Source organism: Burkholderia sp. Ac-20365 (assembly GCF_017104715.1).
In the GTDB taxonomy this organism is placed as follows: domain Bacteria; phylum Pseudomonadota; class Gammaproteobacteria; order Burkholderiales; family Burkholderiaceae; genus Paraburkholderia.
Map to the genome: position 1 here is coordinate 177,150 of NZ_JAAGPI010000003.1, position 15,966 is coordinate 193,115.

Sequence of the window (15,966 nt, forward strand, 5' to 3'; positions counted from 1 at the left end):
GCTCCTGAAAGAGCCGATGGAGTAAGCCCGTTACAGGAACTCGGCGCGAAGATCGATGCTGGAGCGCTCACCGATCGCGTCGAAGTTGTCACGTAGCCACGCTTCGGCACGGGCTCGCCCCTCGTCGCGCAGATAGCACAAGAGCGACCAGTCGGCGTTGAGCTTGCTCGACAACACCCAGCGCTGCCATCGCTTCGTCGCAACGGATGGAGTGGATCAGCATCTCCATCATGTCAGGGCGATCGATCCGGCCTTGCTGGATCGGCGATGTGACGAAACTGACGGCCGAAATCGTCGAGCATTACATCCGCTCCGTGGGCGGCGAATGCGGTTGCGATCGCGAGTCCGATGCCGCTCGTCGAACCGGTGACGATGGCTGATTTTCCTGTGAGCATGAGATTCTCCGGATTGCACTGTGCGCAACGGCCTGTCTGGCAGGGGCTCGCGGACTACAGCGCTGCAGTTATGGGCGTGATGAGGTGTGACCCAGCCAGCGGCCGATCAGGTAGTCGAGCGACAGCTTGCCAGGGCCGTGCAGCAGCACAACGAGCAGAAAAAGGCCCCAGTACTGGTGATCGCGCAGACCGACTTCGCCCAGCGCCGGATAGGAGATGACAGCGATGATGTTGAAGATGAAAAGCCCGAATGCCGCGAAGCGTGAGCCGAGCCCAAGCACGAGGAAGATCGGAAAGCCCAGTTCGGCGGCCGTGCCAAGATAGGCAGCGAGTACGGGAGGCAGAAGCGGCACCGAATACTCACCCTGAAAGAGGGCTAGCGTGGAAGACCAGCTCGCGATCTTGGTAAGCCCGGACTGGAAGAACACCAGGCCGATGACGATACGAATGCCCAAGTCGAGCACGGGCGTGGCGAAGTCCAGCGCGCGCAGCGCAGAACGATAAAGTGAGAGTGCCTTGCGCGGCACGCTGGAAGGTTCGGCATCGTGCGTCGCGGAAAGGGGCGATGAGAGCTTCATGTTGGAACCTCGGGTCGTAGTGAACTCAGGCGGAAGTCAGGCGGCGCCGCAGGCGGCTCGATGCGGCGCCGGAGCAACGAGGTTGATATCAACCCGCAGCTGCCGCTTTGGCGGTGGGACTGAGCACGCCGCTTTTTCCACCGGGTTTGGCGAACTCCGACATCTGCAGATGACCGCCGGCGATCTTGTCGCACGTGCCCTTGGGAACGAGGATCCAGGCTTCCGTGTCATGGTCCATCTTCGCAGTAGCGGCGCATGAACTCTTGCTGGTGCCGCAGTCGTTCTTTCCTGCCTTCGCAATGCCTGCGCATTTCTCGAAGTCGCCGGCTGCAAATGAGGCCGTGCTTGCCGTCGCAACGCCAATCGCCAGCAGACTCGCAATGGCGCCTTGAATGATGCGTTCGCTTTTCATGGTGCTTCCTCCAGGGTGGTGGTCAGGTCAGGCGCGATTGCCTGCGTCCCGGGATGAAGTGTGCAAAGCGCTGCTCACGGTTTTATCGCCCGAAAATCAAATTTTCGTCACGACGTGCTTGCGCGCTGGACACGCCCTGCTGGCGATCTAGAATGATCTGGACATCATGGAATTACCTGTTTCCCGCAGGCGACATGGTTTGTTCAAAAGTCCAGTGAGGATGCCGTCATGTCTCGCAACGTTCTGGTGATCGAAGACGACAATGACATCGCCCAACTCGTACGCATGCAGCTCACGGGTCTCGCGTGCGAGACGACGGTCCTTAACGACGGCAGGGCGGGGTTGGCGGAAGTGCTCGCCAGGCCATACGACCTGGTGGTGCTTGATCTGATGCTGCCGGGCGTCGACGGCCTCGAGATCTGCAGGCGTTTGCGGTCGGAACGGCGCTATACGCCTATCCTGATGCTGACCGCGAAGTCGACGGAACTCGATCGGGTGCTGGGCCTGGAGATGGGCGCTGACGACTACCTCGCAAAGCCGTTCAGCGTGCTGGAATTCGTTGCGCGCGTGAAGGCGATTTTCAGGCTCGTCGATATGCTCGCCAATACGGCGGCTGGAGAGCACACGCTGATCGAATGCAAAGATCTGAAGATCGACGTCGAAAGGCGGGATGTGACCGTGCGCGGCGCTTCAATCCTGTTGACCGCCAAGGAGTTCCAGTTACTGCTTCATTTTGCGCAGAATCCGGGGCGCGTCTATACGCGCGCGCAGTTGCTGGATCAGGTGTGGGGCTACAGTCATAGCGGCTATGAACACACCGTCAATTCCCATATCAACCGGCTGCGCGCGAAGATTGAAACCGATCCGAACGCGCCGGAATACATCCAGACGGTATGGGGCGTCGGCTACAAATTCCGCAATGCAACCGAAAACTGATTTTCATCTGTTCGCCACCTTGTATGGCCGGCTCGCGTTGTCGCTGATGGTGGTGTTCGTCGCGATCGGCGCCATCATGATCGTAGCGTCGCAACGGATGTTCGAGACACAGCGACTGTTCGAACTGGTGGCCAACCTGGTGGTCGGCACGGTTGTATTCAGCCTGATCGCCGCGCTTGTCGTTTTCCGCTTTCTCACGCTCAGACTTCGCAGGCTGGCGTCCGCGATTGAAGCCTTCCGCGCGAGCGGATTTGCTGACCCGATACGGGTGGAGAGGACGGATGGCAATGACGACGAGATAGGCCACCTCATCGCCGCATTCCAGGAGATGTCGGAGCGCATCGCGATGCAGCTCTCACAGCTTGAACAGGTTGACCGGCAACGCCGCGAACTGCTTGCCAACGTGTCGCACGATCTGCGAACACCGCTTGCCTCCATGCAGGGCTATCTGGAGATGGTACTCATCCGGGACGACGGATTGTCCCAGGACGACCGCGCCCGGTATCTGCAGATAGCAGTGAAACACTGCGAGCGGCTTGCGAGGCTCGTGCGGGACCTGTTCGATCTCACGAAGCTCGAGGCAAATGAAGTTAGACCGCAGGTCGAGCCATTTCCGATCAGCGAACTTGCGCAGGATGTCGTCCAGAAGTTTGCGCTCAGCGCGCAAAAACGGGATCTCAGATTGAGCGCAAATGTGAGTGCGGACTGCCCGCCCGTTTGCGCAGATATCGGCATGATGGAACGCGTACTCGAGAACCTGATTGAAAACGCGATGCGCTATACGCCGGCCGGCGGGGAAATCAGCGTTGGCGTGCACCGGGCTGGAGACCGGATCGAGCTTCAGGTGAGCGATACGGGGCAGGGCATCCATCACGACGATATCGGCAACGTCTTCGATCGCTACTATCGCGCGGATCGCAGCGAATCCAGCGACGCGGGCAATGCGGGCCTTGGGCTCGCGATTTCGCGCCGCATCGTCGAACTGCATGGCGGGCAGATTCGCGTCGAGAGTACGCCGGGTCTTGGCACGACCTTCACAGTCGAACTGACGATGGCGTAGACATCGCGCTGCTCTGCCAGAGTTCAAAGCTCGAAGCCAACGATGGTCGAATCGAGGATGCGGCGCTGGATGAACTCGCCGAGCGCGAACGCAGGATCGCGCCGCAACGCAAGGTCATAGGCGTCGTCCACGGTTTGCCCTTCGTGCAGTGCCGTCAGCATCGCGAACTCGCTGCCAGGTAACGCCTGGATATCGACGGCGAAGCCGACACGGTGGACAAGAAGCTGATCGCCACCAGCCTTTGCATCGACGCGTTCGTTGCCTGGAGATTCCGGCTGGTTGACCTCCCAGATCCTCAGTACCGGAAACGCAGAGGCGAACAGGCGGCAAGCAGGGTGGAGCTTCAGGCTCAGTGTGGAGCATTCTGCGCCGGCGAGACTCGACAGTTCCGATAGTGGAAGCGGCGCGTGATCTGCGGCATGAAAGACTTCGTGCACGAGCCATTCGAGTGTCGCGGTATCGGCCAGGTAGCGCAGGGAGATGGCGGGAGGAAAGCTCCCGAGAAAGGCTGGAAAACTCTCGCCGAAACGTTGAATGTCGCCGCTTTGCGACGGATGGTCGCGTATGTACCGGTTCGCCGCATAGTCGAAGAACTGCTCGCCGACGAGCCTGTCAACGACGGGATAGACGGCGCGCAATGCCTCACGCAGGTTGTGATACGTGTTGCCGATATAGACCGCCAGCCGCTCCTGCGTGGCGTCGCCGCATATTGACTCGTGGATCGCGGACGCATCCTGCTCGAGAAGCGCGGCCGCAAACGCGACCTGAAATTCATGAAGCGAGTGCATGGCGAGCCCCCATCACCATCGCCGCGTGACTGGATTCTTCGAGCAGGACTTCGAGCGGCGGGATGTCGGTGTCCCATTCGATCAGGGTCGGGACCGGGCCGAAGCGTTCGAGCGCCCGCGCATACAGCTCCCACACGGCGGGTGCCACGCGCGCGCCATGCGTGTCGATCAGCAGGGCGCCGACGCGGTCGTGTCCGGCAAGATGAATCTCGCGGATTGCTTCAACGGGCAACGCATCCAGATACGTTTCGGGATCGACGTCGTTATTTGCTTCATTCACATACAGGTTGTTGACGTCCAGCAATATTCCACAACCCGTCCGCCGCACCACCTGTGCGATGAATTCGCCTTCGGGCATCGTCGAATGACGGAACTGGATATAGCTGGATATGTTCTCGATGAGAATCTCCCTGTGAAGGCACTCCTGCACTTCGTCGATGTGATCGCACACGACGTCCAGCGCCTCCTTCGTGTATGGCAAAGGCAATAGATCATTGAGATGTCTCGATCCGACGCGCCCCCAGCTCAGGTGCTCGGACACGAGTCCGGGCTCGACCCGGGAAACCAGATCGCACAGATGCTGGAGATGCTCCCGGTCGAGCGGGCCCGTCGATCCAAGGCTGAGTCCGACGCCATGCAGACTCAGCGGATACGCGTCACGGATTCGCTCAAGGTAGTGGAGCGGCTGGCCGCCCGCGCCAAAGTAGTTTTCGCTATGCACTTCAAACCATCCGACGCGCGGCCGTTCACGCAGGATCTGCTGATAGTGTGGGGGGCGCAGGCCGATCCCGGTCAAGTTGGGCACGGGGTGCGCTACGGCGAACGGTGAGGCGGAGGAGCGCATCGGGCAATCCTCGTTGGCGGTGCGAATGAACTGTACTGTCGTCGATAACGATCACGAATCCGTCACGATTGCGTCCAATTTTTGATCTGCGTTCGCCCCTTCTATATGAGCGGCCTTGCGGCACGCGCTGGTGCAGAGCGGGATGTTCGCCTATCTTTTGGAAGAGCGGAACACCCTTCGACGCGAGAAATTGGGGCCTTCGTATGAGTCTCAAATGGAAGCTGATCTGGCCGGCCGCCGTCTGTGCGCTGCTCATGCTCGTTGTTCTCGCTGCCAGTCCCATTCCCGCGCTGGTAACCGGGAATGTTCGATCGGGTCTTCTGATTGTCGTTGCGGTGACGCTTGCGATACTGCTCGTGGTCATGGGAGCGGTGTCGGAACTTCGTCTGTGCCGTCCCCTTAGAGCCATTCTGCATACGTTTGGAGAGGCCGCTATCCCCAATGCAACGCGTGGAGCGGTCGACGAAGTGCAGGCGGTGCAGCGCGCGGCCGGACAATTCATCGACAAGGCCGAGGCGCTAGGTCAGGCGCTGAATGCTGCCGAAGCAAAGCGTTCGGCCCTCGCGGCCGAACTGCAATACAGCGAAGAGCGGTACGTACTCGCCATGCGGATCGCGGACGACGGTCCATGGGAATGGAATCTGCAAACGAACGAGTTTGTGCTCTCCACACGATGGAAATGCATGCTCGGGTATGGCGACGACGAGTTCCCGGATTCACTGGAAAACTGGCGCGGACATATCCATCCCCTTGACCTTGCCGGCGTGGATGCGACGTTGCGATGTCGCCTGGAAGGACAGGAACGCCAGTTCGAGCATCAGTTCAGGCTACTGCACAGGGATGGCCGGTATCGCTGGGTAAGCTCGCTCGGTACCGTCATACGGTACGCGAGCGGTAAGCCGCTGCGCATCGTTGCGCTCGATACGGATATCACACGGATAAAGCATATCGAGAGCGTGTTGCAGCATATCGTTGATGGCACGGCGGGGATGGGGGGCGAGGCATTTTTCCGGGCGCTGGTGCGCCACTTCGCGGCCGCACTGGACGTGCCGTGCGCCTTCATTACGGAATGCACCGGCTGGCCACCCAAAAGCGTGCAGACGCTCGCTTACTGGCTTCGCGATGACTTCCGGGAAAACATCGAATTCGAACTGGCAGGCACGCCGTGCGAAGCGGTGTACAGCAACGGCCGCCCCGTATTTCACGCGTCGGGTGTCGGGAAATTATTCGCCCGCGACAAAGCATACGAAAGCTACTACGGCATCCCGATCTTCGGTACACGGGGCGAGGTGATTGGACACATGGCCTTCTTCAATGACCGGGAAATGAAGGAACAGGACGTCCTGACCGACGCGGTGTATCAGATATTCACGACACGCGCGGCTGCCGAAATCGAACGCAAGGCGGCGCTTGATCGTCTCAGTCACTCACGGCTCCTGAACGGGCAGGACGCTTTCGGCACTGATGATGTACCGCGCTCTGCATCGAATGTGACGAACATGTGATTTCCGGTTGATATAGGCGTGATGAGCGCCAACCAGAATCGCTCCTGGAAGTTCGGTATGGAGCGGTTCACTGCGAATGTTTCTGGACGAGGTCCGGAAAATAGCGCTCCAGCACAGGACTTGTCGTAGCGCGTCGGCCACGGTGGCGGCGCATTTCCTTTTCTGGAGCAGACATGAAAACCTTTCGCAACGCAATTCTTTGTGCTGTCGTTCCTCTGGCTTGTGCAATCGGCGCGACGCATGCGCAGGCACAAGGTATCGGCCGCAGCGGGATGTACGGGCCATGGTGGGATAGTCCCGTGACCATGTCGATGGACAAGCTTACTGCGCAGCAAAGAAATGAAGTGGTGCAGATCAAGAACAAGATGATGCAGATGACCATGGAACATGACCAGACCATGGCAAAAATGGAAATGGAATTCATGCAGTCGATGATGGACCTGCAGAAGCAGTTACTCGACGTGTTCCGTGGGCATTGATTGTTGGGCGTCAAGCGCGGCGTTCAGGCTGAATAGCGATTCGCCGCGCGTTACGTCCTGTTGTGGTGTCTGGCGAGAACCGGCCACCGGATCTTCTCTCGTGCGGAGAATCGAACTCGAACAGGCGCGACGAACGGTCTATGTACGAAGTCCCAGGTACGACGATACATGCGTGCATGCGCGACGTGCTCCAGCACTGATCTGGCCGGTCGTCGTGGTCGCGATGCAAATCGGCTAGCGGGCCGGGACTCGCGCAGGATAACTGAGAAAAGTCCGGTTGTTGTTCGGCGGGAATACGCACCAGCCATCATCGTGCCGGAAAAAGAACATCGACAATGTATCGTTCTGACGTTTTGTTTCGACGCAAACGTACCGCTGGTTTTGCCCGCTGGCTGGACGGAACCGGGTTACCCGGATCAGGGTAGTCGCGGTTGGTGCGAGCCATTTGTCGACCAGAGAATGCAAGGACCGAGGACTAGCGTTCATGACCTCCTCCGACTTCATTAAGATGCCGGCCGCAAAACGCACAACGCACAACGCTTTCGAGGCACCCGGAAAGAAGTGTGGCAACCGGAATTCACGTCGCGATCAAGGAAAAGTCACAAGTTTGTCGTCCCGAGGCGACACTGTTCGAAACAGTCAGCTCGATTGTTGCGCAAATTGTTGGTGCGAACGCCTCGATATGCCATATGGCAAAAACGTGAGGCCCTTTGTTTGCAGCAGCCACATAACCCCGCCTATGCTTGCAGTGCCTCGCGATCAAACCTTGCTGTTCGCGGGGAGCGTGAACAGTTGCTCGTTTCGACCATGAACAACTCTCAGGGAAACAGCCATGAAACTGACTCGCTGGACGGCCGCCCAATTCGCGCTTGCCGCCACCGCGCTCTTCGTGACGTACGCGTCGAACGCGCAAGACGCCCGGTACGACCCGCTCGTCAACGCTCCCTTTGATAAGGACTATCCCACCGCCGACACTGCCCGATTGTTGCGTGATGAACTGATCTTCCAACGTGCGACGCAAGCGTACCTCTGGGCCTTGCCCGCCATCAACATCTGGGCGATGAAAGAGGGTTCGGAGAAAGTCTTCGGCGCGGGTTACAACGTTTTGCCCGTATGGAAGGAACGTATCCAGGCGTCGACGCTCGTCACGACACCAAACTCGGACGTGGTCTATGCAATGGGCTATCTGGATCTCCACAAGGATGGTCCACTCGTGGTTGAAGCGCCACAGGGCGTGCAGGGCATGTTTGACGATTTCTTCCAGCGTCCGCTCGTCGGACCGACCATCGGAGGGCGAACCTGGATCGGTGACGTCGGTCTTGCTGGACCCGACAAGGGAAAAGGCGGCACCTATGTGCTCTTGCCGCCTGACTACAAGGGTGAGCCACCCAAAGGCAGCATACCAAACGGGGCATTCGTTTACCGCTCCCGCACGTATAACGTGTTTCTGTTCTGGCGCACGTTCTTCACGGACCCGAATGACCTTTCAAAAGCAAACGCGCAGATTGCCGCCACGCGCATCTATCCGCTTGGCCAGAAGGCGAGCGCCAAAGCGATGCAGTTCCCCGACGCGAACCAGAAGGCCGCCGACCTGCTATTTCCTCGCGACATCCGCTACTTTCAGATGATGTCGCGCTTCATCGACAGTGAATACGTCGACCCGTCGGATCTCGACATGCGAGGCTTCCTGCACACCATAGGCATCGAGAAAGGCAAGCCATTCTCTCCGACGCCCGAGATGCAGGCGCTGCTCGATCGTGCAGCGCAGGCCGCATTCAAGATGAGCAAGGTTGTGATCACCGATCTGCTCGTCCAGGAACCGGGCGGCAAGTACTACGCCGATCGCCAGTGGGTCAATGTGTTTGCGGGCGAGGATACATCGTTCCAGTCGAGCCGGACATTTACCAATCTCGAACAACGCTCGGGGTACTTTACGAGCGCGTATTCTGCAAGTCCGGGGATGGTGAAAAACCTCGTCGATGCAGGCGCGAAGTATCCCGTCACGTTCCGCGACAAGGATGGCAATTTCCTTGATGGCGGGCAGTCGTACACGCTGCATCTGCCGCCGAACGTTCCCGCGAAGAACTTCTGGTCAGCGACGGTAGATGACGCGACCACTGCGTCCGGACTCGATAACGGCCAGCCGCATCCGTCGTTGAACAAGATGGATAAGCCCGTGCAGAACACCGACGGATCGATTGATCTTTACTTTGGCCCGAGCGCACCAGCCGGCAAAGAGAAGAACTGGCTCCGGACGGTGTCGGGCAAAGGCTATTTCGTGATCTTCAGACTCTACTCACCGGAGAAGGCGTTTTTCGATCAGAGCTGGAAGCCCGGCGACCTCGAAAAGACCAGTTGATACACCCGTCTCGAGGACAGACCTTCAAACTAACGAGGCAGACATGGCCGATCAAAACGACGTGAATGCGACACGAAGACTGGTCACCGCGCTGGGCGCGGCACTACCACTTGCTTATGCATCGTTGGCCACAGCGCCGCGGGCAGAGGCTGCCGATCGGAAAGGCAGCATGCCGAAAGCTGCGAATGCAGATTCAAATACACCGGTGAAGGAGACGTTGCCGCCGCGTGGCATTCTGATGCACCCGGAATATGCCCAGGTGATTGCCCGCATGGCCTATATCTGGGGCTGGCCGATGGTCAACATGATCAACCGGTTTAACGCCATTACGCGGGCGCCGTACCCTGGACTACTCAATGGTGTGCTTCCCGCTGCGCCACGCGGACAGGTGGGAATGCTCCATGACTACATCGACCCTGCTGAGACTTTCGTCACTTGCCCGAACCAGGACGTGGTCTACGGGCTCGGGTTTTTCTCACTTGATGAAGAGCCAGTCGTTGCGCAGGTGCCCGACTTCGGGGGCCGATTCTGGGTCTATGCGCTGTACGACGCGCGCACGAACCAGTTTGGTCACATAGGCAAACCCTACAAGACAAAGCGCGGCTTCTATCTATTGGTTGGACCGAACTGGAAAGGGAGCAAGCCTGCAGGTATTACCGAAATCATCCGTTGCCCGACGTCGCTTGCCAATGCCATACCACGCGTGTTCCAGAACGATACAGCAGAAGACAGGCAGGCAATCCAGAAGGTGCTCAACCAGGTCGTCTTCTATCCGCTGAAACAGTTCGACGGTCATATGAAGACGATTGAATGGAACAAGGCACGGGAGATACAGGGGCCGCAATCCGATGGCAGTGGTGAAACGAAGTGGGTTATTCCCGAGAAGTTCTTCGACCAGTTCGATCAGGTGCTCGACACGGTGCCGCCGCTGCCCGGTGAAGAAGCGCTCTATGCGCAGTTCAGATCGTTGATGGAGGTAGCGGCACGCGACCCGGACATCAAAAAGACACTGATCTCGACAGCAACGGATACCGAGCGGGAAGTGATCGGTCCGTTCTTCGAATGGCGGCATAACGGGCTGCCGGCAGGCAACAACTGGAACCGCTCGACCAACAACGCGCAAACCGGCTTCGATTACTTCGACCGGACGGGGACAGCCAAATCGAACATGTTCGATAACAGACCCAACGAGACGCAGTATTTCTACACCGACTTTGACAGCTCGGGTCAGTTGCTGAACGGCGCGAATGCTTATGAAATCACGTTTGCCAAGGGCGAAGATCCGCCCGTCAATGGCTTCTGGTCGCTAACGCTATACAACGAGAAGCATCTCTTTCATCCCAACGACCTGAAGCGCTATTCACTCGGCACCAAGAACACGGGTCTGAAACGCAATGCCGACGGCTCGCTGACGCTCCACGCGGGCGCGACATCGCCCGGGGCCGAACATGAGTCGAACTGGCTGCCTGCGCCCACCGGAAGCTTTTCTTTGTATATCCGGGCGTATTGGGGCAAGCAGGGCATTCTCGACCAGTCGTGGAAGCCACCTGTGATCCGGAAGACGACCTGAGCGCAGCGGTATATGCGTTGCCTGACGGAGCGGAATCGGCCCGTCTACGCAGAGATGATCCTCGCTGCATGAGGCGGCCCGGTTCCGATGACAGGTCCTTTAGTGGAGACATGCATGGCAGCGTTTATCGCTCATCCGGTGGTTCTGTTTGTATTTCTGGTCGTGCTGTTCATTGCGGCCGTCGCGTTCGGTGCATATGTGTTGAGGCGCATGCTCGCGTTGCAGGAAGGTGAACGTGAGGACTTCAACCTCGTCCAGACGTCGACACTGACACTCCTGGCGCTTCTGATCGGCTTTAGCCTGTCGATGGCGGTCGGACGGTACGACCAGCGCAAGAATCTGGAGGAGGGCGAGGCGAATGCGATTGGCACTGAATACGCGCGAGCCGATCTGGCCGATCCCGAGGTCGCGGCGCAGATCAAGGCCACATTGGTCCGTTACACAAAATTGCGGCTTGCAGATTTCAAGACACGTGATCCGCAGGAGCTTGCGCGCTTAGGCAAGGAAACGGCAGACACGCAAGCAGAACTCTGGCGACTTGCCGTCCAGGTCGCGAAGGAGAAGCCTGATCCGATAGGTGCGCTGGTCGTTGCCGGGATGAACGATACCCTCAACTCGCAGGACTACTCCGAAGCGGCACGGATCAACCACATCCCGATCGGCGCATGGATTCTGATGATCCTGATTGCGCTATTTGGCTGCATGGTGCAGGGGTATGGTGCGAAAGGAAAGCTGCGCCGCGGGTTGTTGATTACAGTGCTGCCGGTCACGGTCGGGTTGTCGCTCGCGCTGATTGCGGATATCGACAGCCCGCGTGGCGGCATCATCCGGGTTCAGCCGCAGAACCTCACGCGACTGATTCAATCAATGGGACAGTGAACCGCTCATGCTCGCGTGGCTAAAGACTGGCGCTACGTTACCTTTCGCGTCCCGGCAGGAAGCGTTTGCAAAATGTTTACATCGAAGTAGTCAACCTTGGCGGGGTCTTTACACACTGGGTGCTGGAATAGAAGCAGGTGAGTATCCGACAGAGGGTGGGATGTTAAAGCTGCTTATTCCGGTGCTTTCTCAATCGGGATCAATGGAAGCTGCGCGGCATGCAGCGTTCCTGTTTGCGGAAAAATGTGTGTCGAGGGTCGAGGTGCTTCAAGTGCTGGAGGAGGTAAGCGAGGGTCGCGCTGTCGCGTTCCAGTCGCGTTCCCAGAGAGCGTGATAACTGTGCGCGAACGGCGAATTGGCCCAGACGAGCGCGAGCGCCGCGGCTGCCATCAGAACGATGCCGCTGGCGGCTTCGACGTGCAGAAAATGTTCGAGCGCCGTGAAGGCTTTCTGGGCGATGCGATAGGCACGCGATAGCGTGTTCGATGAAGAGTCGTGTGGTATGAGCGAGCGGAACCTTGCGTGGCGGCCCGACCAGCGCAGATAACCTGTCTCGCTGCGACATGCAGCTGACACTCTGCGTGGATTTTACACGTGGCCTGGCGTCGCGACGGTCAGCCTGTATCCGAAGGTGCGCGGATGAAGCGTCAGCGCGCAAAATACGGTCCCGCTCACGTGTCGCGGTCTGCGAGGCTCGCTACAGAATTGATGAGCAGCACGGGGATCGTGGCCCGTTGGAGGATAGTCGACGCCACCGATCCCACGATGGCCGTCACCATCGCGCCGCGTCCTTTTGCACCGAGCGCGATGACGTCCGCATCGACCTCCGAGGCAAGCCGCATGACTTCGATATCCGCATCGCCATGCAGCCAGTGCAGATGGACAACCGACGCGGCAGGCTCGAGCACGGCTCGGGCTGTTTCGAAGACGCGTTCGGCCTCCAGCCGGTTCTCTTCCTGGAAGTCTGCGGCGTGAAGACCCGTTCTTCCAAGAACTGGCGATACATGGACCACATGCACGATCAGCGGTGGCAATAGCAGCGGACGCTCCGCCAGACGTTGAGCCGCCGCTGCGCTGTGCGCGGAGCCATCCATCGCGAGCACAATCACCGTCATGTCGTCGCCCCTTTTGGCCATATGTGAATCAAATAGTACACGTGATCGGCGTTTTCGCGTGCAAGCACGGAGTACGTTGAAGAAATCAATACCCGTCATCTCCGGCATCATCATGTCAGTGATGATGAAGTCGGTCTTGATGACATGTTCCACCCTGGCCGACTGTACAAGGTTCGCCTTCGTGCGCCCGGTGTATCAGCGCAATGCCTTGCAGGAGTCGTGTGACCGTCGAATAGTTGCGAAGGCATCAGGATCTCCCGGGTCGCCGCAAACGTCGGATTGCTTTCCTTTTTACGCGATCGCACGTATCGCGGACGAAGAAGGGCAGAGATTACCGGTTTTCCATTCATCGCGTGAACTGATGAAAGTCAAATTGGGTGACGCGACAGGCACGTCCGCGACGCATTCAAAACGTGAGGCGTGCATACCCGATGCCTTAACGCAAATAAAGTTCTACTACGCTGCATCCGCTCACGTTCGAGCAACGTAACGCTAATGAAGACGCGACCGTTGCCTGCCACTGACAAGTCCGTGTCTCCGTTCATGCCGTCTCCGGCATGGGTTCAATTGAACATCGAAAGGAGCAGGATCATGTCAGATTCAAAAGCACTTCTCGATACATTCGACCGGCGTGCCGAGCGCCGCAGGAACCGGCGTCAGTTCTTCAGAAACGCAGGTGGTCTTGGTCTTGGCCTCGTGGGCGGCACGATCATCAGTGCGTGTGGCGGCGGATCGGGCAATAACGCTGGTGCGGCCGGCGCGCCGACCGATGCGGAGATTCTCAACTTCGCGCTGAACCTCGAATACCTCGAATCGCAGTTCTATAGCTATGCGACGACGGGAGCCGGCTTGCCGGCTTCGATGACCACGGGTGTCGGCACGATGGGCGCTGTGATTGCCGGTCAGCAGGTGCCGTTTCAGGATCCGTTGGTCAAAGCGTACGCAAACGAGATTGCGAAGGACGAGCGCGAGCACGTCACGTTTCTGCGCAGCGCGTTGGGTTCCGCAGCGGTCGCACAGCCTGCGATCGATATCGGCGGCACGGACCCGAACGGCGCATTCTCGAATGCGGCGCGTGCTGCGGGACTCGTCGGTGCAGGCGCCGCATTCAACCCCTATGCCAGCGACAACAACTTTTTGCTCGGCGCATTCATCTTCGAAGACGTGGGCGTCACGGCCTACAAGGGCGCATCGCCGCTCATCACGAACAAGACTTTTCTGGAAGCAGCGGCGGGCATACTCGCAGCCGAGGCGTATCACGCGGGCCTCGTGCGCACGACGTTGTATGCGAAAGGGCTCGACATGACGAGTCTGGTATCGGCGGCCAATGCCATTTCTGCTGCGCGCGACAGCCTCGACAATAACGGACACGACGATCAGGGCATTTCCGGCGCGACGGCGGATATATCCAACATCGTTCCACTCGACAGCAACGGGCTTGCGTTTAGCCGTAATTACGCAAACGTACTCAACATTGTGTATCTAACCAGTTCAGCAGCCATGAAGGGCGGCTTCTTTCCAAACGGTGTGAATGGCACGCTCAACATGAGTGCGTAAATCCGTATTGCGCGGGGTGACCAGCAGCGGGCAACACGAAGTTTTCGCCCGCTGTCCTTTTTTTTGCGCGCTGTCTTGTGGGTTGATCGACGCACTGGAGCTATGGATGAACAGAATCGCTGTAGATACCGTCGCGTCCCCATCGCTTACCGAGCGCTCGCGCACGACGATGCATGCCGCACTCGCCGGCACGCGCCGTGGTCCGCGCACGATGCTCGCATTCGCCGGCCCGGCTATCGTCGCCTCGGTCGCCTATATCGATCCCGGTAACTTCGCCACCAACATTCAGGCGGGCGCGGGCTACGGTTATGCGCTGCTATGGGTCGTCGTTCTGTCGAATCTGATTGCGATGCTGTTCCAGTCGTTGTCGGCGAAACTGGGTCTCGTCACTGGTCACAATCTCGCAGAGCTATGTCGCGACTCACTGCCGCGGCGATGTGTGATGGCGATGTGGCTGATCAGCGAACTGGCCGCGATGGCGACGGACCTTGCGGAATTCACCGGCGGCTCGATCGGCGTGGCCTTGTTATGTCATCTGCCGATGTTGCCCGCAATGTGCATCACGGCCGCCGTCACCTACAGCCTGTTGCAGTTCGAGAAGCGCGGCTTTCGTCCACTGGAACTGACGATCGCGGCACTCGTCGGTGTGATCGGACTGTCGTATCTGGCCGAACTGACGATGACGCAGGTGAGCTGGAATGCGGTCGCTAGCCATGCCATCACGCCTTCCATTCCCGACGGCAACGCATTGACGCTCGCCGTGGGCATCGTCGGCGCGACCGTGATGCCGCATGTGCTGTTTCTGCATTCAGGGCTGATGCAGACTCGTGTGTCGGCACGCAACGATCGCGAAAGGGCTACGTTGCTGAAGTTCTCGAATATCGAAGTGGTGGTGGCACTCGGCGTGGCGGGTCTCATCAACCTGGCGATGGTGATCATGGCGTCCGGCGCGTTTCATCAGGGCAACCCGGACATCGTGAGCATCGAGAGCGCGTGGCGCACGCTCACGCCGTTGCTTGGCAGCGCCGCAGCGGGGTTCTTCCTCGCTGCGTTGATTGCTTCGGGCATATCGAGTTCGGTGGTCGGCACGATGGCGGGACAGATGATCATGCAGGGTTTCGTGGGCTTTCATGTGCCGCTCTGGGTGAGACGGCTCGTGACGATGGCGCCCGCGTTCGTGGTCGTCGCATGCGGCGTTGACGCGACGCGCGCGTTGGTGTTGAGCCAGGTCGTGCTGAGCATCGCGTTGCCGGTGCCTATGATCGCGCTGGTTTGGTTCACGTCACGGACTGCCGTGATGGGGCGCTTTCGCAACAGGATGATCACGAATGCTGCTGCGCTGGTTTGCACGGTGGTTGTGCTGTGTCTGAACTTCGTGTTGATCGCGCAGGCGTTTCGCGGCTGAGAAAGCGTCTGGTGCGTAGTCGTCTTGATGTTTGTGCGCGGTGAATCGCCGCCTTGCGCCGAGTTCGCGCGCTGACCGACACAT

At 59.0% G+C, this 15,966-nt stretch carries 16 protein-coding genes and 2 pseudogenes; 10 read left to right on the forward strand and 8 right to left on the reverse strand.

Annotation, left to right across the window (positions count from 1 at the left end; all coding sequences use genetic code 11):
• Window positions 1–30: 30 nt before the first annotated feature.
• The 4 genes and pseudogenes from G3O01_RS45725 to G3O01_RS07270 form a co-directional block, all read right to left on the reverse strand.
• A complete protein-coding gene (locus tag G3O01_RS45725; protein WP_205803860.1) occupies window positions 31–174 on the reverse strand; it encodes a hypothetical protein in 144 nt (47 codons plus the stop codon).
• Window positions 175–284: 110 nt separating this feature from the next.
• A pseudogene (locus tag G3O01_RS07260) lies at window positions 285–395 on the reverse strand (SDR family NAD(P)-dependent oxidoreductase); the annotation flags it as partial.
• Window positions 396–463: 68 nt separating this feature from the next.
• A complete protein-coding gene (locus tag G3O01_RS07265) occupies window positions 464–973 on the reverse strand; it encodes a DoxX family protein (protein WP_205803861.1) in 510 nt (169 codons plus the stop codon).
• Between the two features lie 88 nt (window positions 974–1,061).
• On the reverse strand, window positions 1,062–1,385 hold the full coding sequence (locus G3O01_RS07270) for a DUF2282 domain-containing protein (protein WP_205803862.1): 324 nt from the start codon (window positions 1,383–1,385) through the stop codon (window positions 1,062–1,064).
• A 228-nt stretch (window positions 1,386–1,613) separates the two neighbouring features.
• Here G3O01_RS07270 and G3O01_RS07275 point away from each other — a divergent pair, with 228 nt between their 5' ends.
• Together G3O01_RS07275 and G3O01_RS07280 are read left to right on the forward strand one after the other, a co-directional pair.
• Window positions 1,614–2,321: a response regulator transcription factor gene (locus G3O01_RS07275; protein WP_205803863.1), complete on the forward strand. Its 708-nt coding sequence runs from the start codon at window positions 1,614–1,616 to the stop codon at window positions 2,319–2,321.
• Complete coding sequence (locus G3O01_RS07280) at window positions 2,305–3,381, forward strand: ATP-binding protein (protein WP_241023748.1); 1,077 nt, start codon at window positions 2,305–2,307, stop codon at window positions 3,379–3,381. Before G3O01_RS07275 ends, G3O01_RS07280 begins: the two co-directional genes overlap by 17 nt.
• Before the next feature lie 23 nt (window positions 3,382–3,404).
• On the opposite strand, the gene G3O01_RS07285 is transcribed toward G3O01_RS07280, so the two are convergent.
• The gene (locus tag G3O01_RS07285) at window positions 3,405–4,169 is read right to left on the reverse strand and encodes a DNA-binding domain-containing protein (protein WP_205803864.1); all 765 of its coding nucleotides are present in this window, start codon (window positions 4,167–4,169) and stop codon (window positions 3,405–3,407) included.
• Complete coding sequence (locus G3O01_RS07290; protein WP_205803865.1) at window positions 4,153–5,013, reverse strand: DUF692 domain-containing protein; 861 nt, start codon at window positions 5,011–5,013, stop codon at window positions 4,153–4,155. Before G3O01_RS07290 ends, G3O01_RS07285 begins: the two co-directional genes overlap by 17 nt.
• Before the next feature lie 203 nt (window positions 5,014–5,216).
• Between G3O01_RS07290 and G3O01_RS07295 the strand changes: the two genes are divergently transcribed.
• The 6 genes and pseudogenes from G3O01_RS07295 to G3O01_RS45155 form a co-directional block, all read left to right on the forward strand.
• Complete coding sequence (locus G3O01_RS07295; RefSeq protein ID WP_205803866.1) at window positions 5,217–6,518, forward strand: PAS domain-containing protein; 1,302 nt, start codon at window positions 5,217–5,219, stop codon at window positions 6,516–6,518.
• A 173-nt stretch (window positions 6,519–6,691) separates the two neighbouring features.
• The gene (locus G3O01_RS07300; protein WP_205803867.1) at window positions 6,692–6,997 is read left to right on the forward strand and encodes a hypothetical protein; all 306 of its coding nucleotides are present in this window, start codon (window positions 6,692–6,694) and stop codon (window positions 6,995–6,997) included.
• Between the two features lie 832 nt (window positions 6,998–7,829).
• The gene (locus G3O01_RS07305; protein ID WP_205803868.1) at window positions 7,830–9,356 is read left to right on the forward strand and encodes a DUF1254 domain-containing protein; all 1,527 of its coding nucleotides are present in this window, start codon (window positions 7,830–7,832) and stop codon (window positions 9,354–9,356) included.
• A gap of 43 nt (window positions 9,357–9,399) precedes the next feature.
• Entirely contained in the window at window positions 9,400–10,926 is a 1,527-nt protein-coding gene (locus tag G3O01_RS07310; RefSeq protein ID WP_205803869.1) for a DUF1254 domain-containing protein, read from the forward strand.
• A 114-nt stretch (window positions 10,927–11,040) separates the two neighbouring features.
• A complete protein-coding gene (locus tag G3O01_RS07315) occupies window positions 11,041–11,805 on the forward strand; it encodes a hypothetical protein (protein WP_205803870.1) in 765 nt (254 codons plus the stop codon).
• A gap of 160 nt (window positions 11,806–11,965) precedes the next feature.
• Window positions 11,966–12,127: pseudogene (locus tag G3O01_RS45155) on the forward strand (universal stress protein); the annotation flags it as partial.
• Here G3O01_RS45155 and G3O01_RS45160 read toward each other — a convergent pair.
• On the reverse strand, window positions 12,073–12,195 hold the full coding sequence (locus G3O01_RS45160) for a hypothetical protein (protein WP_241023786.1): 123 nt from the start codon (window positions 12,193–12,195) through the stop codon (window positions 12,073–12,075). The pseudogene G3O01_RS45155 and the gene G3O01_RS45160 overlap by 55 nt on opposite strands.
• Window positions 12,196–12,476: 281 nt before the next feature.
• A complete protein-coding gene (locus tag G3O01_RS07325) occupies window positions 12,477–13,073 on the reverse strand; it encodes a universal stress protein (RefSeq protein ID WP_346779158.1) in 597 nt (198 codons plus the stop codon).
• Between the two features lie 438 nt (window positions 13,074–13,511).
• Between G3O01_RS07325 and G3O01_RS07330 the strand changes: the two genes are divergently transcribed.
• Window positions 13,512–14,477, forward strand: a complete 966-nt coding sequence (locus G3O01_RS07330; RefSeq protein WP_205803871.1) for a ferritin-like domain-containing protein — start codon at window positions 13,512–13,514, stop codon at window positions 14,475–14,477.
• A gap of 106 nt (window positions 14,478–14,583) precedes the next feature.
• Complete coding sequence (locus G3O01_RS07335; RefSeq protein WP_205803872.1) at window positions 14,584–15,882, forward strand: Nramp family divalent metal transporter; 1,299 nt, start codon at window positions 14,584–14,586, stop codon at window positions 15,880–15,882.
• Window positions 15,883–15,966 lie beyond the last annotated feature (84 nt).